16 protein-coding genes are annotated in these 24,431 nt (G+C 51.1%); 11 read left to right on the forward strand and 5 right to left on the reverse strand.

The features are described 5' to 3' along the window. Positions 1 to 99 precede the first annotated feature (99 nt). A complete protein-coding gene (locus H6G89_RS09920; protein WP_190505565.1) occupies positions 100 to 1,515 on the reverse strand; it encodes a 1-acyl-sn-glycerol-3-phosphate acyltransferase in 1,416 nt (471 codons plus the stop codon). Between the two features lie 198 nt (positions 1,516 to 1,713). Here H6G89_RS09920 and H6G89_RS35645 point away from each other — a divergent pair, with 198 nt between their 5' ends. Then, the gene (locus H6G89_RS35645; RefSeq protein ID WP_255519387.1) at positions 1,714 to 1,839 is read left to right on the forward strand and encodes a hypothetical protein; all 126 of its coding nucleotides are present in this window, start codon (positions 1,714 to 1,716) and stop codon (positions 1,837 to 1,839) included. On the opposite strand, the gene H6G89_RS09925 is transcribed toward H6G89_RS35645, so the two are convergent. After that, positions 1,820 to 2,683, reverse strand: coding sequence for an alpha/beta hydrolase (locus tag H6G89_RS09925; protein ID WP_190505567.1), 864 nt, complete (start codon positions 2,681 to 2,683; stop codon positions 1,820 to 1,822). The two genes, H6G89_RS35645 and H6G89_RS09925, sit on opposite strands and share 20 nt — an antisense overlap. Before the next feature lie 104 nt (positions 2,684 to 2,787). Next, entirely contained in the window at positions 2,788 to 3,105 is a 318-nt protein-coding gene (locus H6G89_RS09930; protein ID WP_190505569.1) for a nucleotidyltransferase family protein, read from the reverse strand. Positions 3,106 to 3,318: 213 nt separating this feature from the next. Here H6G89_RS09930 and H6G89_RS09935 point away from each other — a divergent pair, with 213 nt between their 5' ends. The 7 genes from H6G89_RS09935 to H6G89_RS09965 all read left to right on the forward strand — a co-directional run bounded on the left by H6G89_RS09935 (position 3,319) and on the right by H6G89_RS09965 (position 9,682). After that, on the forward strand, positions 3,319 to 3,783 hold the full coding sequence (locus tag H6G89_RS09935; protein ID WP_190505571.1) for a hypothetical protein: 465 nt from the start codon (positions 3,319 to 3,321) through the stop codon (positions 3,781 to 3,783). Positions 3,784 to 3,865: 82 nt separating this feature from the next. Next, the gene (locus H6G89_RS09940; RefSeq protein ID WP_190505573.1) at positions 3,866 to 5,857 is read left to right on the forward strand and encodes an NACHT domain-containing protein; all 1,992 of its coding nucleotides are present in this window, start codon (positions 3,866 to 3,868) and stop codon (positions 5,855 to 5,857) included. A 107-nt stretch (positions 5,858 to 5,964) separates the two neighbouring features. Beyond that, positions 5,965 to 6,291 (forward strand): papain fold toxin domain-containing protein, encoded by a 327-nt coding sequence (locus H6G89_RS09945; RefSeq protein ID WP_309229793.1) that lies wholly within the window; start codon positions 5,965 to 5,967, stop codon positions 6,289 to 6,291. 28 nt (positions 6,292 to 6,319) lie between these two features. Next, complete coding sequence (locus H6G89_RS09950) at positions 6,320 to 6,688, forward strand: hypothetical protein (protein WP_190505575.1); 369 nt, start codon at positions 6,320 to 6,322, stop codon at positions 6,686 to 6,688. Between the two features lie 74 nt (positions 6,689 to 6,762). Next, positions 6,763 to 7,098 (forward strand): hypothetical protein, encoded by a 336-nt coding sequence (locus tag H6G89_RS09955; RefSeq protein ID WP_190505577.1) that lies wholly within the window; start codon positions 6,763 to 6,765, stop codon positions 7,096 to 7,098. 461 nt (positions 7,099 to 7,559) lie between these two features. Further along, the gene (locus H6G89_RS09960) at positions 7,560 to 7,979 is read left to right on the forward strand and encodes a hypothetical protein (RefSeq protein WP_190505579.1); all 420 of its coding nucleotides are present in this window, start codon (positions 7,560 to 7,562) and stop codon (positions 7,977 to 7,979) included. Between the two features lie 260 nt (positions 7,980 to 8,239). Continuing rightward, positions 8,240 to 9,682 (forward strand): LuxR C-terminal-related transcriptional regulator, encoded by a 1,443-nt coding sequence (locus tag H6G89_RS09965; protein ID WP_199336644.1) that lies wholly within the window; start codon positions 8,240 to 8,242, stop codon positions 9,680 to 9,682. 319 nt (positions 9,683 to 10,001) lie between these two features. Here the strand turns inward: H6G89_RS09965 and pgmB are convergent, their stop codons facing one another. Together pgmB and H6G89_RS09975 are read right to left on the reverse strand one after the other, a co-directional pair. After that, complete coding sequence (pgmB, locus tag H6G89_RS09970) at positions 10,002 to 12,941, reverse strand: beta-phosphoglucomutase (protein ID WP_190505581.1); 2,940 nt, start codon at positions 12,939 to 12,941, stop codon at positions 10,002 to 10,004. A gap of 582 nt (positions 12,942 to 13,523) precedes the next feature. Then, on the reverse strand, positions 13,524 to 13,697 hold the full coding sequence (locus H6G89_RS09975) for a hypothetical protein (protein WP_190505583.1): 174 nt from the start codon (positions 13,695 to 13,697) through the stop codon (positions 13,524 to 13,526). A 363-nt stretch (positions 13,698 to 14,060) separates the two neighbouring features. On the opposite strand from H6G89_RS09975, the gene H6G89_RS09980 reads away from it, so the two are divergent. The 3 genes from H6G89_RS09980 (at position 14,061) to H6G89_RS09990 (ending at position 24,422) form a co-directional block, all read left to right on the forward strand. Further along, positions 14,061 to 15,977 carry a tetratricopeptide repeat protein gene (locus H6G89_RS09980; protein ID WP_190505585.1) on the forward strand — a complete coding sequence of 639 codons (1,917 nt, stop codon included), beginning with the start codon at positions 14,061 to 14,063 and terminating at the stop codon, positions 15,975 to 15,977. A gap of 469 nt (positions 15,978 to 16,446) precedes the next feature. Further along, positions 16,447 to 17,478, forward strand: coding sequence for a homocysteine S-methyltransferase family protein (locus H6G89_RS09985; RefSeq protein ID WP_190505587.1), 1,032 nt, complete (start codon positions 16,447 to 16,449; stop codon positions 17,476 to 17,478). 413 nt (positions 17,479 to 17,891) lie between these two features. Continuing rightward, positions 17,892 to 24,422 (forward strand): AAA family ATPase, encoded by a 6,531-nt coding sequence (locus H6G89_RS09990; RefSeq protein WP_190505590.1) that lies wholly within the window; start codon positions 17,892 to 17,894, stop codon positions 24,420 to 24,422. Positions 24,423 to 24,431: the final 9 nt, after the last annotated feature.

Raw genomic sequence — 24,431 nt, forward strand, 5'->3', positions numbered from 1 at the left:
GGAGGCAGGGAGTCGGGGAGTCAGGGAGTACTCTGTCACCCCATCACCCCACCACCCCATCACCCCACCACCCCACCACCCCATCACCCCATCACCCCATCACCTGATCGAGGCGTCGTCTGGAATCATCTTCTCCAATGCCGCTTGAACCTCTTGCGTTAACTCCCGCAATGCTTGTTTAGCCGATGGGCGATCGCGCTCATACATCGACCAGCGATCGCTCACAGAAATCGGTTGACCCACAGTTATCTGCACCCGTCTCCAACCCAACCGGGGACGAGCAGGAACGCTATCCCCCTTAATTCGGGCGACCAGGTCAAACATCAGCATTGCCATCTCCGCCAGTCGTTCCACTGAGGGGTTTTTCTGAACATAGGTTTCTGTGACGGCAACAAAGCTTTCAACCAGTCGCATATGGCGCGATCGCATCTCAGCTGCTTCGGCAATCCAGTCAGCCAGTCCCCGGTCAAACGGTGACAACCCAGTCAAATCGGGCAAGTCTTCCCGGTAGATATCCCGCCAACTCGCTTCTTCTACACGGCGACATCGTTCAATCACAGTGCCTTGGGAGGATAATCCAAAATGCTGTTCTGCTGTTTGCAGTGCTCGGTCTAAGACGATGTGTAGCCGTTCGTCAAACCTACCTGTTGGGTTGTCTGGAATAGTCTCGACACGATGTGTAAAGCGTCGATAAAACTGCTCCATTTGAGTTAGCAAATGCTCACCCAACTGACAAATCCGCTGATAGCATTGCTGAGCTACATCAGGCGAAGTCGTTGAGGCGATCGCCTGCACAGGTAAGCCCGTATCCGCCTCCAACTGGCTCAGCAACCGATCTAGATTTGCCCAGGGTGGATTTACATAGTGGTATTGAACACCGATCGGCACCACGATTACAGGTTCTGTGCGCTTTTCCTTGACCAGATCTTGAACGCACCAGAAACTGAGTTGGGCTAACCCCGGTTCTAGTGGGCTGACAGTTTCGCTGTGTCCGTTGGTCTGCCCTTCTGGAGCCATCGCAAAGGGTAGCTTGCCATCCGTCAGTAGTTTGCGGGTGGCTCGCACTGCTGAGCGATCGAGTTGCTTCCCGCGATGCATTGGAACCCCACCTAACCGGGACAGCAACCAACCCAACCAGTTGCCTCCCCACAACGTCATGCCGCGATCGTACATGTAATGGGCATGGAGGGGATATTGCAGCGCAATTCCCTTTTGACGAGCCGCTCGCGGAACCGCACGAGAGCACAAAAACATCAAACTCAACGGATCATCCACTTCGACATGGCGAAACGCCATAACCAAGCGAATCTTACCTGTCTGAAACTGTTGATACAGGTCAGCCAATCCCTCTGCATTCGTGACATCGACCTGGGCAATGCCTGCTGGAAGCCACGATCGCAACCTTACCCGCATCACAATCGGCAACAGCCAGTGGGCAACCCTCAACACGAGTGGATTGAAGCGTTCGGGAATAAACTCCAGGGGAGGTTGAGCACGCTGACGAGAATGGGACAAGGTATGGCTCCGATGAGAAGTCAGTGGTGAGTGGTCAATGGTCAATGGTTAATGGTCAATGGTCAATGGTCAATGGTTAGTGGTTAGTGGTCAGTGGTTAGTGGTTAATGGTCAATGGTTAATGGTCAGTGGTTAATGGTCAGTGGTTAATGGTCAATGGTCAATGGTCAGTGGTTAATGGTTAGTGGTTAATGGTCAATGGTTAATGGTCAATGGTCAATTGCCCACAGTCCTACCTATCCTAGCGTTCAGGAATGCTTTAACTTAAGGTCGTGGGGAGTCGCGATCGCCACACAACCTTCCCTTAAACCGCTGAGGTCATAGTAGGTGACAGGTGCCGTTCTAACCAGTTTTCTAAATCTGCCAGTACTTGCTGACGATCTAAATCATCAAAGATTTCGTGATACGTGTCGGGATACTCGTGCTGCTCTTTATCCAGACATCCCGCATTTTGAAAAAATCGTCGTCCGCCATCGGGCAAGGCAACGCGATCGCTTCCTCCCAACAAGATAAGCAACGGCAACTGCCAATCTGCTGCGTGAGCTTGAATCCAGGCTACTGTCGCCAAAAACTCGCTGCCAAACCGAGCCGTGACCTGAGAATGGCGCAGTGGATCTTTGCGATAACCCTCAACGATCGCCAGATCGCGTGCCCCCGTATCGGAATCCAACCCAGTGCTGAGGCTAAACCGAGGATACACATTCGACAACAACTGCCCGATCCACACTTTGATCGGTGAAACCCCGGTTGAGCCAATAATGGGAGCCGAAATGATGACTCCTTGCAGGGTTTTCGCCTCTTCAAGACAGCGCAACCCATAGTCGAGCACCACGACTGCCCCAACGCTGTGTCCCAACAAAAATACAGGGCTATCTGGCTCCTGGCTCCTGACCCACTGCAAAAACAATCGCAAATCTTCCCGAAATTCCGACCAGGCGTTGATATACCCGCGTTGGCCGGGCGATCGCCCATTGCCCCGCGCATCATAGGTATATACTGCATAGCCTTTCGGCACTAATGCCTTGACCACATTGCCAAACAGTCCGCTGTGCCCACCCATGCCGTGGATAGCGACTAATACGGCTCGTATGGGTGTCTCCGGTCGCCAGAACTGGTAATACAAACGGAGGTCATCGCTGCTCTGAAAGGTGCCTTCCTGATGGTGCATTGGGAAATCTACGATTGATCGAAGTAATGAATTATGTCCACCATAGCTTCTATCGCCCGTCACTCAGAGAATCTGCAACCTTTCGAAGAAATAGTGATGAAGCACTATCTCGCAACATAAATGACCTGAGCCGTTCCCAAAATCTCGTTGCGTCGAATCCAGTTATGGCTCGTTTCGACAGCGTGCTTGCTGACCAAATCTACTTTGCGCCCCAACATATCCTCCAACTCGTACTTCATCTTTACTAAGGTCAATAACCCGCGTTTCGCATCTGAAGCAAAAGTAATTAGAACATCAATATCGCTGTCAGGGCGAAAATCGTCTCGGAGGACAGAACCAAACAGAGCAAGCTCACTCACCTTCCAACGTTGGCAGAATGCAACGAGCTTGTCTTCAGGAAGTTGAATGTTGAGCGTGAGCATGATTTAGCCTCCCAAATTAGCAGGTGGTTCAGCTATTCTGCCTTTATCTTATGCCTTGGCTCGATTTACTAGAGCAAGAGGCTATAACAGAGTCAGCAGAAAATAGGGATGAGAGAATATGGCGCGAGATGAAGCCTTCGCCACCATCCTTAATACTTTGCACCGTCTAGAGCCTGTGCGTATGATGGAGAAAATTCTTTAAGCAGTTGATATATGTTTGGCAAAAAGCCCCCCTCTGAGCCATCGAAATCGCAACCTCCAAATCAATCGCAAAGCCTTAGTAATGTGTCGCTCACAGGCGGCATGGTGCAACTGGGGCAGGCGGGTGGAAACCTTCAGCAAAACCAGAGTGGAGCGTTGCAAACTGAGCAGCAAGGGATTACCGCAACAGAGGTAGTGACGCTGTTGGAGCAGTTGGAAGCTGCAATCAAAGGATCTGCACTCAGTTCGGCTCAACAAGAAGAATTGCTCGACTATCTGCGACCTGCAAAACGGGAAGCAAGTAAGGAAACCCCCCAAAAGGAGTTAGTGGGGCAAAACTTGAAGCAGGTGAGTGAGACGATGAAAACGCTGAAAGACACCACCGAGGCAGGGAAAAGCTTGTGGCAGACTGGAGCCGAAATCTTTAAGACGGTTGCACCCTGGATTGGCGTTGCTGCTGCATTTTTTGAGCTTTGATACTGATTGGAACTCAGATCTCCGACTTCAGATCTGCGACTTCTTGAAGAAGTCGCAGATCTACTCAGAACAGGCATAGAGCATGGCTTCTCAAGATCAAAACATTGATGGCAGCAGCATTGAGAATAGTGCTATTCAACTGTCTCAAGCCGGACAAAATGCCGTTAGTTTTCAAAATAGTCACGATAACCAAGTCACGATCACTAATGTCGTCCGATTCTTTGGTCGGGGTGCATCTCCCTCAGTGGATTGGGATTGGGCACAGCGACTGCTGAAAGATAAGCAATTACCCGACATCCGCGAACGGCTCACCGATATGCTGGGACGCGATCGCACCCTCATGCAGATCTCGTTAGACGAGCAGTTATCGTGGGTGGGGCGTTCCCCGTTGCAAGCGAACCAGCGTTTACAGGTGCAGGGCAAAGATCAAGGCATTCTCAATTGGCAACAGATGTTGATTGAAACCTTTGGGCGGGAGGATGTCGGCGGCAAGTTATTGATTTTGGGGACACCCGGAGCCGGAAAAACCACCGCCTTGCTCAGTCTGGCAGAGCAACTGATTTGTGGAGCGATCGCCCAACCGAAAACGGTGATTCCGGTGATCTTTGAACTCTCAACCTGGCGAGACGGCAAAAGCATCAAGGATTGGTTGATTGAGCAGCTTTATGATGTGCATGGGGGCGATCGCAAAGCCAAACGCTATGAGCAATGGCTAGAGCAGCAGGTGTTATTGCCCTTGATGGATGGCTTGGATGAATTGGGCTTAGAGCGGCAAAAACAATGCACATTGAAACTGAATGAGTTTGCCCGCCATTACCCACAACTGGTGGTGTGTTGCCGAGTTAAGGAGTTTGCTCAAGCCAACGTCAAACTCGATAATTTGAGGGGTTCGGTGTGTCTGGAGCCATTGTCGGATGAGCAAATTCAAGACTATCTAAACCGCGTTGATCGGCTGCAACTCTGGTCAACGATTCAAGCAACCCCAGTTTTGCAAGCGTTGCTCAAACCCGATGAAGAAGGCGATCCAGGCTTGTTGCGGGTGCCGCTGTTTCTCACGTTGGTTGCCAGTGTGTATGATGCCCAGTACCCCTTTCAAACGAAGGAAGAATTGCTCGATCAGTATGTCGATCGCCAGTTGTCGCTGGATGTGCGGCAGAGCGATCGCCGCAAAGAAACCGACCGGAAACAGTGGGAATATAAAACCCCTGCTCAGGAACCCGATCGCCGACAAACCCTGAAGACCTTGCAGTGGATCGCCCGACAACTCCAAAAAGACAACGCTGTAGAATTGCTAATCGAACGCATCCAACCCCGTTGGCTAGAGAAACCCCAGGCACGACGACACTATCGGCTGATTTTTGGGCTGATTGTTGGGCTGATTGTTGGGCTGATTGTTGGGCTGATTGTTGGGCTGATTGTTGGGCTGATTGTTGGGCTGATTTTTGGGCTGATTGTTGGGCTGATTTTTGGGCTGGATGATATTGCACCTGTTGAGGCATTTAAAATTTCAATGTCGCGCGACGCGCGACGAGAAATTTTTGCCAGTTTGAAACAATATTTGATTGGTGGGCTGATTGGTGGGCTGATTGTTGGGCTGATTTTTGGGCTGATTTTTGGGCTGATTTTTGGGCTGAAGCAAGATTTGCAACTGCGATCGCGTCCTAACCAGGGCATCTGGAACTCATTGCAAAGTATGCTGTGGATCACGGTCTTCAGCTACCTCCCTGGCATTGTTTTTACGTTTGGGATCACAGAACTGCCTCGCATTGTTGCCGCAGGAGTTGAGCAAGGAGACCGTGCAGGAACGATTCTTGATGCGCTCTGGGTCGCCTTTCCACCCTTTTTAGTCACAGGCATCTTTGGGGCGTTACTCTTTGGCTTTGCGGGAGGAGGTGGGGTTGCCTGTGTTCAGCATCTTTGTCTGCGCTTTGTCCTCTGGCAGAGCGGCATCGCTCCCTGGAATCTGGCGCGGTTTCTCAATTACTGTGTCGAGCGGCGTTTGCTGTATCGGGTGGGGGGTCGCTATCGCTTCTTGCACCGTGAGTTGCTCGACCACTTTGCAGCTACGTTGTGAGTTCCGATGGGTTCATCCTCAATTTGTCAGCGAATACTAAAAATTAGGAGGGAAATTTCCTGAGCACTTATTCAGATGACTCCGCTATTGCCAATCTGTATGAAGAAATTGGTAATCTCGTTGTTCGCTTCCCATTACTACAATGCGAGGAGTGTGCCAGTACGCTTAAACAATGGCTTAAACAACGTGGAATCTCCGGAAAACTCTGGCGACTGACAACTCGCTATGATGGGGAAGACTTCATTCTTAGCGATCGCCTTGAACAGAAGGGGTGCTTCGAAGCAATAACCGAAAATGGTGTCCATTATGGAGTTGAGGTGTATGGAAAAATATTTGACAACCTTTCCAGGCATGGGCTCTTGCTAGACGATTGGGTTAAGGATTTTACATCTCTGTCTAATGAATTTAATGTCGAAGCAATTGAAGAATTCTAAAGGTTTTAGAAATGGAGATAGCTGAATCATGAGCACATTATTTGACTTACTTAAGAAAATAAAAACTAAGCCAGGACTATATATAGGAACTGCCTCTATCACCCATTTGCGGATGTTTATCATCGGTTATCAATTTGCTCGATCAGAAATAGGAATTGCCAATACCGATGCTGAAAGTGATTTTTATAAAAACTTTCAGCCGTGGTTACAGAATCGCCTATCTATCCGCACTGTAAATGCCTGGGACAAAATTATTTTGCTGACGTGCATTGATGAAAAAGCTGCGTTTGATTACTTCTTCCAGCTTCTAGAAGATTTTCTTCAGCGCGATAAAAGTCAGGACGTTGACCCCATCTTGGCAGAATCGTCCTCTAAGGACGCCGAGCAGGCTGCATAGACGGAACGTTAGAATTGAGGTGACCAAATCACTATCGCCCCCCGATTGTGACCTTTTGTCGAAGGAGTCGGGATATGCGTCAATCAACAATTCAAGGCATTGCGTTAGGAGTTGCGATCGCCTTACCATTGCTTTCTGCGATCGCATCACCTGCCCTAGCCCTGTCAATTTCCCCGCAAGCCCTATCTCAAATTAACGCTGCGCTCAGCTTCCCCAACGCATCACAGCGGTTCTTCAACGAAGGACAGCAGCAATTGGAGCGAGAGATTGAGCAATTGAGAGATGCCCCTGCGGATGCGTCTGATCCCCTGCTGATTGACGAAGACCTACCCGAAACCCTGGAGCAGCAGCGTTTACAGCTTGAACAGTCCAATGGGCGATCGCAGGATCGGACAGCACCTCCACAGTAATCGCAGAGAACAGAGCTGACTGACAAATCTTTTAAGCTTGGCGATTGAAATCGCAGTTATGGGAGCAAAACTCGCGGCTCGACTGAGCATCGCCGAACGTCCGACGCGGGTTACAGAAAGCCTGGATGTATCTAGTTCGATTGGATAGGCGCGAATTTGATTCGCCAGTCACAGCACAGAATATCAAGGGTTTCAGGAGTTTTGTCAGTCCATCAGGAGACAGAGATGTGATGGCTGCATCTATTCATCCGAGAACGGCTCTAGATTGGGTAGTTGTACTTATTTAATTCTTCTCATAAACTTTTGTAAAATAACTTAAACCAATCTTGTGAGTCTTCTTAGGAAATCTCATAATTGGGGCGTTATTCAATCGTGTTTACCCAGAAGCTAAATTCGTCTCTAACTTGGGGTTAAAGGCGTTTAAACTGATATTTTGAGAAGAGTTAGGAGCGATCGCAACAATGGGCGTTATTCAAAAATTAATCGGTGGCATTTTTGCATTTTTAGGTGGATTCTTAAAAGGTCTGTTGGGAATCGTTGGAATTGGTAAAAAGTCCGAATACTTTCTTGAGTTAGAAGATGCAAGTTCTAAATCAGAAACTAAGGCTGTTGCCCCTGCTCCAGCAAAGCCAGAACCTGCCAAAGTTGAGCCTGTCAAAGCAGTGACTCCTCCGCAACCCGCTCCATCAGAGCCTGTTAAAGCGGAGCCTGTCAAAGCAGAATCCCTCAATGGCAAGACTTCAGCGGCTCCGGCTTCTAACACACCGCCAACCTTTGCTCCCAATTTTCTGACAACGGCATCTAGCAACGGTCGTCGTCGTCCAGGTCCAAGCTTAAACCGCTATATGGACATGGCGAGACAGGTCAAGCCTTCCGCTTAATTAGTTTTGAGTGTGTCATAGCCGTTTGAGTGATAGAGCCGATCCAAAACAGTGTTTCAACTGTTTGTATTAGCTCTATTTTTTTGTAGCCAAAAAGCAAAAACCTCAAGCCTATCTCACGCAAATACTGCACCTCAGAATCCAAAATTTAAACCCCAAAATCTAAAATCCAAACCGATGTAACGCCACAACGGTATTCTTCAATACAGAGCAAATTGAGCATCTGCGTCTGAATAACGAAAGTCTCTGGTATTGCTGGCGTGGCTGAACCAATTCTTGAACTGCTGGATTCAACGCGGCTGTTGTTTGATTTGCAACGAGGCAACGAAATTGCTCAGCGTTTGGGGGGTTGTCTAGACCCGGAGGCGATCGCTCGTCAGGTCACCCAGGGGTTAGTTGCCCAATTTGGCTGCGCTTTTGCCCGCATCTGGCTCGTGGAACCCGATCGCACTGCCCTGCGGCTCGTTGCCTCATCGGGGATGTATACCCGCACCGATGGCTTTTTTAGCAGAGTGCCCATGGGCGCGTTTAAGGTGGGCAAGATTGCTCAGAACCGGGTGTCCTTCCTCAGCAACAACCTGCCCGAAGAACCCTGGGTCAAAGACCGGGAGTGGGCGATCGCCAATCATATTCGGGGCTTTGCTGGATATCCACTAGAAGTGAGCGATCGCGTGGTGGGTGTGCTGGCACTGTTTAGCCAAAACCCAATGGCTCCGGAATTTTTGGAGGTGCTGCGCAATCTCTGTACAACGGTTACGGTGGCACTCGACATTGCGTTGCGCTACCAGCAAGAGCAACAATCCTGGCGATCGACCCAACCGACACTAACCGCCAATCCACCCCTATCCGATCAGATTGCTACCGTTCTCAGTGCAGCCCGTCTAACGTTGGTCGGAACAGAGCAAACCTTACCGATCTCGATCAGTCATGTATTTCTACGAACGGCAGAAGTTTTACACCGACTGAATTGCATTTACTGTCGGCTGACCTATGGCACCGATGCAGTGACGATGGAGGCAATTATTCCTGCACCAGAAACATCCATTCAGCTTGACGATTGGATTCACTCTGCCTTTGGAGAACTTGTCTTCACAGCCTCCTGTTTGGGGGGAGTATTACAGACGCAGTTGGGAACCAATCAAAAGGTGATTCAAATTCTGTTGAAATTGCCTTATAGTCGCCATCCCACCACAACTGGCATTTGCATTCAATGTCGATCGCCCGTCCTGCAACTGGCATTTACCCAGCTTGCCTACAAAGCGGGTTTCACCCTGTGCAGCCTACCCAGCGCAACCGTCCCCCTGTTAACTGATGATGCTGAATTGTTGTCTACCGCTCAGTACGTTTTGTGGGTCAACACCACTCAACAACCCGTACCGGATGGGATTCACGCCAGGTTAGATCTCGACATTAGCCCCGATCAACTGCGAGAAGCCATGGCTACCGTGCTGAAAGGGCAGCGATGGAACATTGAGGTACCTCCAAAAGCTGTGATGTTGTCGGAGCGCGAACAGGAAATTCTATCCCTGTTGGCACAAGGACTGCGCGATCGCGACATTGCCAATACGATTTTGATCAGCGAGAGCACGGTGAAATTTCACATGAATAACGTGCTGACCAAGCTCAAAGCCCGGACTCGGTATCAAGCACTCGCTCTGGCGATCGCTCAGGGGTGGTTGCCCAACCCACCCTTACAGAAATAACTCACTGCCCATCAGAGATTAAGAATTCGGGATACGATTCTTGGGGCAAATGTAGGAGACGTAGGGGTAGGTTTTGCCCTGATACTGGGGAGGCTTTCTGACTCCCCTCCGCCCCATCGAATGTGGCTACGGCTGACGCTACACATCTGACCCCTCCCACACCTCCCCTTGGCAGGCTACTGTGTATATACAAGTCCTCTCAGCCCCCTAAATCCCCCAAAATTGGGGGACTTTGAGTTCTCCCAAACCTCTTATCACTACTAAACGACACCCGAACTTGGAACCGATGCGAAGCGCGCCTTTGGGTTAACTCATGGTATTAGCGGCGATTCTGCACTAACTGTTGCAACGACAACTCGATCGCAGTTCTGCGGACGGCATCACTCAATTGTTGGAGCAACATTTCCCAATGCACATCCGTTAAATTGGGCAACACCAAATGAGCTTTACCAACCCGTTCGTTGGGGCCTAACCCGATCGCCCACATTCCTGCACTGAGAGCCGCTTCGATGCCAGAGGCAGCATCTTCAACGACGATACAGTGACCAGGAGCTAAATCGAGTTGTTGCGCCGCATAGAGAAACACATCAGGGGCAGGTTTTGACTTCGCCACACTATAACCATCGGCGATCGCCTGAATGTGGTGGGCAATGCCTAATCGCTCAATCACTTCTCGTGCATTTTTGCTAGCAGAACCCAGTGCCACTCGAATTCCAACCGCATTCAACTCAGTTAACAACTGGTTGACACCCGGTAACAGGTGGTCAGGCGTGATCGTACGAATCAGTTCCAGATAATACTGGTTTTTGCGGGTCATCATTTCCTGCAATTCGTCTTCACTCACCGACCGTCCATTCAGTAGCCGCAACAACGAGTCGCGTCGAGAAACCCCCCGCAACGCCTCATTGGCTGTGCGATCGAAAGGTAGATTTTCCTCATCGGCAAGGCGTTTCCAACCGAGGTAGTGGAACTCGGAGGTATCGGTAAGAACTCCATCCAGGTCAAAGATCACACCTTGAATGGGTAACCGCCCTGGTTGGGTATTGGGCACCGTAAATGGCACCCGGGCAGGACGCAAGTCAAACTCATAGGGTTGTCCCTGCCAGATCAACTTAAAGTGCAGGCGCGTCCAATGGGTTGGCAGATGGGGGGTTGCCACAGGACCACTCTTGGTCAGGCGCACCCCACCAAACCCAAAGACGACTGCTTGCCACACCCCCCCCGTTGACGCAGCATGAATGCCTTCCGCTGCATTGCCCCGTACATCTGCCAGATCCACCAGAACAGAGCGCATAAAGTGTTCGTATGCCTCGTCCGGTTTGCCCATCTCACAGGCGAGAATGGCATGAACTGGAGGACCTAACGACGAACCGTAGGTGTGATCTGTGCGGGGAACGTAGTAGTCCCAGTTTGTTTGCAGAATTTGGCGATCGTAGTGAACGGCTCCATCGCCAAACACGCCATCCCGCAGCATATACAGCAGCATGATTACATCTGCTTGCTTGAGCACCTGCCGTTCCTTGGCTCCTTCAATTCCCAGGATTGCTTGCATCGATCGCGTGCGAGGCTCGTACTCCGCCAGATCAATGTCTTCCCGTGCAAAAAAGCCCTCAAACTGTTCAATCAATCCTGTCACCAAATCGGTTGGCACCCACAAATGGCGAATCATATCCCGCCAATGCTGGAGGCGATCGCCCGTCAGATCGAGTTGCTGTTCTAGTGTTGCTGCATGAGCCGGATCAACCTGCCGCAACCATTCCAGCGTCTCGAACGCAATCTGCAAGTGCCACTGCACCATGCGATTCGTAAAGGCATTGTTATCAACCTGTTCGTGATATTCGTCAGGACCAATCACATTGCGAATTTCAAAGCGTTGATGGGATGGGTTCCATTCAGCACGACTCCCCCAAAACACGGCCGTATCAAGAATGATTTCTGCGCCGTACATCCGCATCCACGCATCATCTCCAGTGACATGCCAGTAGTGCCAGATAGCGTAGGCAATGTCAGTGTTGATGTGTAGCTCAATGTCACCACACCAGATGCGCACCAACCCCTTGCCATCGGGTCCAGGCACCCAGGTTGGGGTCACTTCATCGCCTGTCTCAGCACTCTCCCAGGCATACATCGCCCCTTCGTAGCCCTGTGTCTGTGCCTTCCGGCGTGCTCCTGGTAGGCTGTGATAGCGGTAGGTCAGCAAATTTCGGGCTAGGGCGGGTTGAGTCAGGTTGAGACAGGGCAACAAAAAGATTTCTGTATCCCAAAAGATGTGCCCCCGATAGGCAAACCCAGAGAGCGTTTTAGCAGGAATGCTGACGCGATCGTCGTGGCGAGGAGCCGCTGATAACAGTTGAAACAGGTTATAGCGAATAGCGAGTTGGGCGGTAGGATCACCCTCAATTACGACATCATTGATCTCCCAAACCTTTGCCCAAGCCGTGATGTGGCTTGCCAACAAAATAGCGTATCCCGGCAGGTGATTGAGTTTATCGAGTGCTGCATCGAAGGGAACTCGGTTATCGCGAGACGTAAACACGGTGACGAGTTTTTCGAGTGTGACAGACTGCCCCACCTGCATTTCAAACTGGGTTACAAGCGTGGGGAAGCCCTGAAAGGCGATCGCCCTTGTCTCAAGCTGTTCTACCCCAACTACACTTAACTGAGCCGCCATACCCACCTCGTGTTTAGAGTGGCGACTGCGGACGTGTAAACCAATGGCGTAACCGCGACCCATCTGGTTGAGCGATTCCCAGTGCATCAACCCTTGATTGTCTGGATATCCATTCAAACTGGTATGAATTTCGATCGCCCCAGCATAATTCACTGAGGTGATCTGACAACGCAATGCTAAAACATGTTGGTCGGCTAAACTGACAAATCGCTCAAAGGTAAGTTCGATAATATGCCCGGCGGGACTGCGCCAACGCACCCAGCGATTGAGAATACCCCGTCGCAGATCCAGCGATCGCTGATAACTCAAAACGTCGCCCTGATCCAACCGGAAGCGATCGCCCCCAATCATGATGACCAGTGCCAACCAATCGGGACAGTTTGCCAGTTCAGTGGTTACCAAGGGCGCATCATCATAAATTCCATTGATCAGAGTGGCCGGACAGGCTCCCGGATACCCTTCTTCAAAGGCACCCCGTGTCCCTAAATAGCCATTGCCAAGTGTGAAAACAGTCTCTTTGTGGTGTAGCTGAGTTGAGTTGAATGTTGATTCAGCCGTTTCGATAACAGTCCAATCAGTGTCGTACATTGAGGTTGTGGCGAAATTACAAGTGTGGCGAAATTACAAAGGAACAAAGCAGCAGAGTGAAATGAATTAAAACGGCTCCAATTATGAAATCAGGAACGTGATTGTATGACCTTTTTTGGTGTATTGAGAACAGATCTCTAAAAGAGGATTTGCTTCAAATAGTAAGGAAGCCTTTTACAGAATAAATACGCAGATCTACAGAACTTTATGGGCATTGAATAGGTTCAAATCTGTATAAACTCTGAAGAGGTTAGACCTGGCGAAAATATCTACATCTGCTCAAAGCAAAGCGATCGCAATGAAAGATTTACGAGCCGCTTATGACGAATTAATGTAAATACTGACTCAACAATGGACAATGATAACCATTGTCATTCAAGTTAGAAGATTTAGAATCCTTCTATTTACCTCGTTGCAGTCAAGTCATTTTGAGTTGTAGAGCACCTGCCAGTATAACAATTTCGGAATTCCACCGATTATTGTGACGATTCCTGCGACCCATCGCAAAGATGTGGAAAAAAGACGTTGTTTTTTGCTAAAAAAGTATAGGAAGCCTTAACGATTTGAAAGATATAGCTTTGATCAGAAAGCTTCAGGCAAAGACAATGGCTCAACCCCGGATGCTGCGAAAGCTGCCTGACTCGCCTCCGCCCCATTGAATGTGGCTACGGCTATATTACGTGGGTCACCCATCTCGCTGATCTTGAGGATGAATGAGTCACGAGCAGGATGCTCGCACTGGTTTAAACGATTCACCTGAAAGGAGTGTGAGCGTCTCGCTCACGTCTGTGTCAAAATAATCATTCCTCTATTTAGCAACGCCAAAAAATTAAGGGTTAGACGAACCGACGCAGATCGCTAAACCCGCTCATATAGCAGTCCTATCTGATTTGTGAAAAAGGTGATTTGTGAAAGTGCCCGCCCGATGGGCGGGCACTTTCACAAATCATTTAGGGTTGCTATACAAGCGTTCGCATTTGCACTGGAACCCACTTAAATCGGTATAAATCGAAGTTTACCTTGCATGTTAAGAGAAGGTGGCAGATTCAGGAATTGTCACCGAAATCTGTGTAGACATGTGATCGGCACCCATCTCCACGCCGAGTGACTCTAACCTCCATGAAGCCTCAATTTTTTGCTCCCTCTGTTGCGCTTTCCTTGTTATTGCTCTTGGGGGCGAACCAATCCGCATCTGCTACGACAGGAGACCGTTCCTTCTCTGAGATAGCTCCCTCTGCTGCGTTACCCCATGTGACGTCCTCTGATCCCTTATCTGATCAAGCATTGCAACTGGCACAGGGACAACCAGAATTAGCCTCTGAGTTATTTAACCGGGCGATCGCCCAGGCAGAGGCAATTCCCGATCGCGCCACTCAAGTTAGAACGCTGTCCACCATTGCAGTTCGTTTAACCGAGGCAGGAGAAACCCAACAGGCGATCGCATCCTTCAATCGTGCCTTTCAACTGGCTCAGGACAACAGACGCGAGATGTATGAGTCCGTTTATGGTGAGGTTTTGCGAGATATTCTGGCTCAAATGGCGCAAGCTGGGTTTACCGATCGAGCGTTGCAGCTTGTCCCAACCTTACCCAATGACTTTCATAAGGCTGAGGCACTGAATGCGATCGCCGTTGCATTAATCGACCGAGGCGAAACTGAGCCAGCAAAACGGTTGTTGTTGGAGGCGTTGCAGCGGGCGAGAGGCATCACAGGTGATTATGCCTATGAATCAAACGGCAGTTGCGCCAACTACAAGTTTGAAGTGATGTCGCGAATTGCAGTGAATCTGAATCTGGTCGCTGATCTGGATCGAGCATTAGAAGTTGCCAAAAGCATTACTGGATGCACCTCAGCATCGGGTGAGGGTGGACAAAACTATCAAGCCTCAGCCTTCATCGGCATCCTGGAGCGATTGACCACGGTTGAGCAGGTCGAGCAAGCCTGGGATAACGCACAAGCCATCTCCTCGATTTCAGAGAAAAGCGAGATATGGTCAGCGATCGCTACCAAATTCATTGATATGGGAGAACCACCGCAGGCAGTGATGATCGCCCGACAGTTAGCCGAGGATATTCCCCCCGTTTCATCCATTGAATCTGACGCTGAATTGCGGATGTATTGGGCACGCGAAGGAGCATTGCAGACGATTGGGATAAATCTGGCAGTACAGCAACAGTTTGACGCGGCTTTCCAGGTTACTGCTTATATGGTGGAACCTGCGCCACCCCAACCCGGCACATCCTTTGCCTACAGCCTCAGTGCTGCCTCAAAAGCTGAGGTCTTAAGTGGAATTGCTTATCACTATGCGATCGCCGGACGAGTAGCAGATGCTCTTGAGGTGGTGAATTCCATCTCTAACAATCGAGTTAAAACCCTTGCCCAACTGGCGATCGCCCAGCAACTCCAGGAAGCAGGCGATCAGGAACAAGCCTCCCAGATATTGCAGCAGGTGTCCATTCCACAACCCGCTGCCGATGATTATGAGGGGAATGCATTTCTGGCTCAAATCGCCCTGAGGTTTACTGCGCTTGGGCGGATGGATCGGGCAATGCAACTCGTGGAATTGGTGCCAGATCGTTTCTTAAAAGACCATACTTTAAGGGGCATGATTGAAGTATTGGCAAGGCAGAATCAGATTGATACCGCTTTAGCCCTGACCGATCGGCTCAGTGACACCGCAGTAAAAGGGAGTGCTCAATCCACAATTGCAGTTGAATTAGCTCGCTCAGGGCAGCTAGAACGAGCACTGGCAATTGCTGGATCAATTGATCATGCTCCCATCCGCAAATTGACTTACCACGACATTGCCAACCACCTGTTGGCGACAGAACAAGTCGAGCAGGCATTGCACGTTGCACTGTTGGAACCGACACCAGAGTATGTGCAACCTGCCCAAGATACCTTGCTCGCTACGATCGCCGTTCCTCTAGTTCTAACGGGGCAACTCACGCAGGCAATGCAAGCTGTTGAGGCGATCGCAGATGATCAACTGCAAACTGAGACATTAGCGGCGATCGCCGCTGTCCTGCCCCGATAGACCCTGGCATATGCGAGGTGCTGAAGTCCAGGTAAGGGGTTGAATACCGTTTCTATCTCTCTTTAATCACATTAGGCAGAAATTATAGCAGTACTCACTAAGGTTAGAACGGGGTGCAGGGGTGGAACCCCTGGCTGGGGCGCAGCCCTCACACCCCCTTATGTCCTAATGCATATGCGTAGGGCTATATTTTGTCAAAATTCTTCTGGCTTCTAGCCAGGAATGCACACAGGGAGGCTCTGCCTTCTGAAGCCATGGTTGGAGGCAGAGCCTCTGTCACTCCATTTCCAGGCAGGAGCTTGGAAACGAGGTTTGTCTGGAATTTGTTTGCAGAGAGAGTGACAGAAGAGAGATGAGTCTCAACGTTAATCCTTCGGAGCGGTTTAGGAGCGGTTTCAGATCGCCCCTCTCGTTAACGTAGATCCATGTTCAAATCTTGTCCCTCTATATCCTCTTCAGGACAACAACAATGGCTCAGTATCGACATCATTTACCGCAATTATCGAATGATATTTTTCTGACGGATGGTGGTCTTGAAACCACACTTATTTTTCTTGAAGGACTAAACTTACCTGACTTCGCCGCTTTTGATTTATTAAGACATCCTGCGGGTTATCAATCACTCCAAAAATACTTTCGCACCTATGCCAATCTGGCTCAAACGTATCAAGTTGGTTTAATTTTAGAGAGTGCAACGTGGCGTGCCAGTTCTGACTGGGGTACAAAACTGGGATATTCTCCAGCCATCTTAGCGGAGATGAATCGCAGAGCGATCGCCCTTTTGCATAGCATCCGTCAGGAATATGAAACAGAACAGTGCCGCATTGTGATCAGCGGATGCGTTGGTCCCCGTGGCGATGGTTATGTTCCGGCAGAAGTAATGACGGTAAATGCAGCGGAAAATTATCACCGCAATCAAATTGCCATCTTCCGTGATGCTGATGCTGACTTAGTGACTGCCATTACCATGAACTACGTCCAGGAGGCGATCGGGATTACTCGTGCGGCTCAATCTTTGGGAATGCCAGTTGTGATTTCCTTTACGGTGGAAACCAATGGCAAGCTACCCACAGGGCAACCTTTAAGCGAGGCGATCGCACAAGTCGATGCAGCGACCGATAGTGGACCTGCCTACTACATGATCAACTGTGCCCATCCTACTCATTTTGCTGATGTGCTTGCCGATGGAGGTTCCTGGTTAGAGCGCATTCGTGGCATTCGTGCCAACGCATCCGTTAAAAGCCATGCCGAACTGAATGAGTCAGACACTCTGGATGAGGGTAACCCAGAGGAATTTGGCAGTCAATATCGTGAACTGCGCCAGCAGTTTCCTCACTTCACTGTGTTGGGAGGATGCTGCGGTACAGACGATCGCCATATTAAAGCAATTTGTCAGGCTTGCCTGCCCGTCCTGGGAAGCCACCTCTTAAGTGGAAAGCGACTGATCAATTCAGAGCCAATTTATTTCATGCCTTCCGCTAACTACAGCAATCCTGCTTGATGTTTAAACGGGGTGCAAAATCTTGATTTGCCTCCAACCCCGCTTAAATCGGTCAGGACTTATACACTTTTAAGGCTACGGTGTATATAGTAAGTCCTCTCAGGCCCCTAAATCTCAAAATTTTGGAGGACTTTGAGCCTTTGTCAGGGGGGCTTGACGGGTGCATCTAGTGATTGCGGGACTGAACCCGGTGAATGAATCCGCGACTATTGGAGCGAAGTCCGCCTACAAGGTTTGGGGGATCTAACGACGTAAGTCGTGTCGGTATAAGACTAGATTACGAAATGGTACAGCTACGCATTAAAGCTATGGAAATCATTGACTTTGTCCTCGTACAGAGCAAAAGTGATTAAAATAAAACATTGCCATCCTTAATAGATGGCATTTTTGGTCTAGCTGTATCCAGTCGTATCATGTCCTCAACCCTGGACATCCGGTTATTAGGGGGGTTTTCTCTTGCCTATGGCGATCGCCCCATTCCAGGCATCACCACATCGCGATCGCAGGCGTTGCTGGCGTGTCTCGTTTTACACCGTCATACCCCCCAACCTCGACAGCGGCTCGCCTTTTACCTTTGGGCAGACTCAACCGATACCCAGGCTCGTAGCAATCTTCGTAAAGAATTAAGTTACTTACGGCGCGACTTACCAGAAGCCGATCGCTTTCTCATCATCGAATCCAAAACACTGCAATGGTCGCCTGCGGCTCCCTTTACCCTCGATGTCATGGCGTTTGAGAATGCCGTGAAAGCAGCAGCCCAAACGACCGATCCTGACCAGGTGCGATCGCTTTTAGAGCAGGCGATCCAGCTGTATCAGGGAGATTTGCTGCCAAGCTGTGAAGACGAGTGGATTGTCTCTGAACGGGAGCGACTCCAGCAGATCCGAGTCAAGGGGTTAGAGCAATTGATTGACCTGCTCAAAACTCAGCAGGACTATCGAACCGCCATCGGCTATGCTCAGCAACTCCTGCGGATTGATTCGCTGAATGAAGCAGCCTACGCCTCTCTGATGCAGTTGCACTGGCTCAGCGGCGATCGCGCCAATGCTCTCCAGCTTTATCATCGCTGCATCACCGTGTTACGGGAGGAGATGGGCGTTGATCCCAGTGCCACCACCCGCGACCTCTACCAGCGCATTCTCAACGAGGATGAACAGCCTACCCCACCAGAGCTACCCCGTTCCACGTCTATCCCTCCGGCACTACCTGTCCCCCCGACAACCCAACAAGACTGGGGCGAAGCGATTGATGTTTCTACGTTTTACGGTCGTGTCACGGAACTCTCGACGCTGCACCAGTGGATTAACCGCGATCGCTGCCGATTGGTGTTGCTATTGGGTATGGGCGGAATTGGTAAAACTGCGTTAGCCGTAAAATTAGCGCAGGAAATCGTAGGCAATCGGGAAGCGAAAATTGAAACCGGGAACGCAGAGGCAGGAACTCAAAACTCCCCCACTCCCCATTCCCTACTCCCTATTCTCTTTACTCATATCATCTGGCGATCGCTACGCAATGCCCCTCTACTGGAAACACTATTGGATGAGTTGATCCCGTTCCTATCCGATCAACAGGATGTGAAAGCTGAGATCGGACGGTTCATTCACTGGTTAAAGCGGCATCGCTGTCTGGTCATCCTCGACAATATAGAAAGCATTTTTCAGGAAGGCGATCGCGCTGGACATTATCGCGCTGGTTATGAGAGTTATGGCGAATTATTTAAGCAGTTGGGTGAGGTGCAACACCAGAGTTGTGTGTTGTTGACCAGCCGAGAAAAACCTGCGGAAATTGCTGTTTTAGAAGGAACAACAGCGGTTCAAACCTTACACCTGGGGGGCGTTCCAGAGGCAGCCTGCGCCATTATTGAAGCTAAAGGATTAATTGGCTCTGATACCCACAAACAACAACTGTGTCAGTTTCACAACTACAATCCACTGGCACTCAAAATTGTGTCTACTTCAATTCAAGATTTGTTTGACGGCAAGATTGAAGACTTTCTAGCACAAGACACAAACGTATTTCATGGGCTATATCAACTGCTCGATCAACAATGTTTGAGAAGCTCAATCTTAGAACGCAATTTGATGTTTTGGTTGGCAATTAATCGAGAGTGGACGACTCTTTCAGAATTGTCTGCCGATCTTGTTCCACCTACATCACGGGTTGATTTATTAGAGGCTTTAAAGTCGCTGAGTTGGCGATCGCTGCTGGAGAAACAATCGGGCAGCTACACTCAAGCACCCATCGTCATGGAATACGTGACAGATCGGCTGATTGAGTGGATCTGCGATGAGATTGAGGAAATGGCACGCACTGCCGACCCCGCTATCCCGATTCAGCCATCCCTCATCGATACATCCAGACTTCCCAAGCCACAGTTCCCCGTTCCTTTGCTCCACAGCCATGCGTTGCTCAAAGCGCAGGGCAAAGACTACATCCAGGACATTCAGATTCGTCAGATTGTCCAGCCCATCCTCAACAAACTTCAGCTTCGCCTGGGCGATCGCCCATCGGTTGAACGGGTTCTAACACACCTGTTGACCCAACTCCGCCAAAACCCACCCCCCCAACTGGGCTACACCGGAGGCAACTTGCTCAACCTGTTGATCCACTTGAAAACAGATTTAACCGGGGTTGACCTGTCTCACCTGGCTCTATGGCAGGCAGACCTGCGCAATGTGAGGTTGCAACAGGCGAACCTGACCCACACCGACCTATCGAAGACCGTGTTTACGGAACCCCTGAGCCTGACGCTGGCTGTCGCTTTTAGCCCGGATGGGCAACTGCTGGCGACTGGAGATACCAACCGTGAGGTGCGGGTGTGGCGCGTTGCCGATGGCAAAAACGTGTTGACCTTGCAGGGACACACCAACTGGATCTGGTCGGTTGCCTTTAGCCCCGATGGGCAACGGTTGGCGAGTGGCAGTGACGACAAAACTATCAAACTGTGGGATCTCCAGACCGGACACTGCCTCCAGACCTTGCCAGAAGACCCCTATCCCGTCTGGTCAGTTGCCTTTAGCCCCGATGGGCAGACGCTCGCCAGTGGCAGCGAAGCACCCCTCATCAAGTTGTGGGATCTGAGCACCGGGACAGGCTACAAAACCCTGGAGGGACACACCAATTGGGTGCGATCGCTCACCTTTAGCCCGGATGGTCAAACCCTCGCCAGCGGCAGCGACGACGAGACGATCAAACTGTGGAATCTCAAAACTGGGAAGTGCTCTAAAACGTTGCGTGACCATGGCGATCGCGTCTGGTCGGTGGCATTTAGCCCGGATGGGCAGACCCTCGCCAGTGGCAGCAGTGACCAGACCGTAAAGCTCTGGAATCTCCACACTGGAAAGTGCGCCAGAACCTTTGTGGGACATAGCAATTGGGTGCGATCGATCGCCTTTAGCCCCGATGGGCAAACCCTCGCCAGTGGCAGTGAAGACCAGACGGTAAAGCTGTGGCAGGTAGAGACGGGGGCGTGCTTCCAAACCTTGCGGGGGCATACAAGCTGGGTGCGAGCAGTGGCGTTTAGCCCGGACGGACAGACCCTCGCCAGTGGCAGTGGCGACCAAACCATTAAACTGTGGCACTTTCAGACGGGGCAATGTCGCAAAACGTTTTATGGGTACGCGAATCGCGTCCGCACAGTCGCCTTTAGCCCAACTGCACCACTGCTCGCCAGTGGCTATGACGACTACACCGTGAAACTTTGGGATAGCCGCACGGGGCAGTGCCTCCACACGTTGCGGGGACACACCAATTCTGTGTGTGGCGTTGCCTTTAACCCCACGGGGCACCTCCTCGCTAGCAGCAGCGGAGATCAGACGGTGAAGCTGTGGCATGTTTCCAGTCAACAGTGTTTACGAACCTTGCAGGGGCACCGTAGCCGAGTTTGGTCGGTGGCGTTTAGTGCCGATGGTCAAACCCTCGCCAGCAGCAGTGATGACCAGACGATTAAGCTGTGGGATGTTGACACCGGGCAATGCCTGCAAACCCTGGAGGGACACACCAGTTGGGTCTGTGGTGTTGCCTTTAGTGCCGATGGTCAGACCCTTGCCAGTGGCAGCTATGACCAGACCATTAAGCTGTGGGATGTCCGCACGGGGCAGTGTCTCCAAACCTTGCAGGGGCACAGCAATTGGGTATGGGCGATCGCCATCAGTCCCGATGGTCAAACCCTTGCCAGTGGCAGCGGCGACCACACGGTGAAGCTGTGGGATCTAACCACAGGACAATGCCTGCAAACGTTGCAGGGACACAGCAGTCGCGTCTGGTCGGTGGCATTTAGCCCTGATGGTCAAACCCTCGCCAGCGGCAGCAGCGACCAAACGGTGAGGCTCTGGCAGGTGGCTACGGGTCAAGGTCTACACCGTTTACAGAAACATACCAATCTGATCTGGTCGGTGGCATTTAGCCCCGATGGTCAAACCCTCGCCAGCGGTAGCCAGGATGAAACGATTCAACTGTGGACAGTTCAAACGGGGGACGCACTCAACACCCTGAAAGCCGATCGCCCCTATGAAGGAACCCGCATCACAGATGCGAGTGGGCTAACAGAGGCGCAGGAGGATGCGTTGAAGGCGTTGGGTGCGGTGACCCAGGACAACCAGGCACAATCTTTAACCGTTGCCAGTTCTTCCCCGTTGCCTGCTGCATCACCGCCATTGATTGGGCGCGATCGCCAGTGGCAACTTCTGTATCAGTGGCTCACCGCTCCGTCAGACACTCATCCGTCTGAGATTTTGCTGCTGCTGGGCGAAGCGGGCATTGGCAAAACCCGTCTTTTAGAAGAACTGGCAGCAACCGTTCGTACCAATCAGGGACAGGTGCTCTGGGGTTGGGGCTTTGAAACAGAAATGTTGCGCCCCTATGGGGCATGGGTGGATGCGCTGCGATCGCTGCCTCTCGAGTCTTTGGCAGACCTGCCACCATTGCGATCGCTGTTTCCAGAGGTGTCTGTCAAATCCGATCAATCGCCTCGACCCGAAGAATCGAGCGACTACCCCCTGGGAGAGACGGCTTCCCATCGCAGTTGGCTCTTAGATGCAGTGGTTCATCTGCTGTCGCGGCTCTCAACCCAACATCCCACAACCCTCGTCATTCTCGACAATGCCCAGTGGTTAGACGAAGCCTCCATCGCCCTGCTCCACTATGCGGCTCGATTGTTTAACCAGACAACGGTGCGGTTTGCCTGTGCAGCACGACCTCGTGAGCTTACGCAAAATCAGTCCCTGGGCAAACTGATCCAGGCTTTGCGACGCGACAACCGCCTGCGAACCGTGGAACTGCCGTTATTGGAGCAGGCAGATATTGTGCAATTGGTTCACGCGGTCAATGGGGCGATTGATGGCAATCAGGTATTTGCCGACAGTGGAGGTAACCCATTGTTTGCCCTGGAAATCACCCGCGCTGCCTCACAACCGGGTCATGTATCTTTAGACAGCCTGGAAGCCTTGATTCAAGACCGTCTCCGGCAAATTAGCCCATCTACCCGTGAGTTCTTGACGTGGGCAGCGGTGTTGGGTCGCAGCTTTAACCCAAGCCTGATCGCGGCGATCGCTCATTGCCCGTTGACTGATCTGCTAGTGGCGATCGAAGAACTGGAGCAGGAGGGCATCATTCGACAGGGAGCCATTCTCACAGGCGAAACCCAATATGCCTTTGTCCACGATGTCGTGCGTCAGGTCGCCTACCAGCAGATCTCCACGCCTCGTCGTCGCCTCATGCACTTGCAAATCGCTCAGGCATTGAAGAAATCCCTGGCAACCGATGACTCTCTGGCAGGCGACATCGCCTATCACGCCTCCCTCGGTGACGATCATGAACTGGCAGCTTCGACCTATATGATTGCTGCTGAGCGATGTTTGCGGTTGTTTGCCTACGCTGAGGCTTCCCAATTGACTCAGCAGGGGCTACATCATTGCCAATTTTTGGATGAGTGTACGCGAGTCCGCTGTCAGATTGAACTGCTGAAACTGCATGTTTTAGCAGGAGTCACGAAGGATCGGGCAGCTAAAGTGGAGACACAACTGCGCCGATTGATTGATGAAGCGCAGACGTTGGGACTCAAAGACGAAGAAGCAACTGGATTTGAGGTGCTTATTGCCCTTAACTATGACCACGGCAATTTAACCAGCGTCCAGCAGCACTCTCTAGAGGCGATCGAGCGAGGTCGGGCTGCCAGTTCTACCACGACTGCCCGGATGCTGGCGTACACCGGGTGGTGTCTGGCTGAAACAGAGCGAGAAATGCCCCGTGCAGAAGCTCTGTTGTTAGAGGCTCAATCCCTGGCTGCCAGAGCAGGACTGGAACTGATCGATATTCCCTGCGGGTTGGGCTGTGTGCGTCGTCATGCAGCGGATTTTGCTGCTGCTCGGCAACTCCTGCACCGGGCATGGCGCATGGCGCAAGCGGAGCAAGACCATTGGCGTGAGTGCGTCTGCCTGACTTATCTGGCAATGACCGAGCTAGAAGCGGGTAACCCGATCGCCGCTCTGTCTTATTCAACCGAATTGGCGACTGTCACCAACAACATTAGCGGTGAGGCAAGCGAGGGAGCCTTTGCAGCGGCACTGGATGCCCTTGCCCGATATAGCGTCGGTGAGGACAGCGCAAACGTTTTGTTAGAGCAAGCCCTGGCCCAACTGAGACAACTCGACTCACAGCGAATGCTGGCTTACACACTGACGATTGCAGCCGGAGTCGATCTACAACACGATCGTGTGGAGATGGCGATCGCCCATGCCGAAGAAGCGTTTCGGGCTGCCAAAATCGTCGCCCATCCAAGTGAACTTGCCCTCGCAGGTGTAGCCCTGGCTCAAGCCCGATTGACTCAGGGCGATCGCTCCTCTGCGCTTCAATTGTTGGAAGACCTGCAACAGCAACTTGATTTACAGACTGTTAGTACGCTTGCCCAAAAAGCGATCGCGCAATTGTGGACAATGCTAGGCTGATAACATAAC

This window comes from Oscillatoria sp. FACHB-1407, from assembly GCF_014697545.1.
Taxonomy (GTDB): domain Bacteria; phylum Cyanobacteriota; class Cyanobacteriia; order Elainellales; family Elainellaceae; genus FACHB-1407.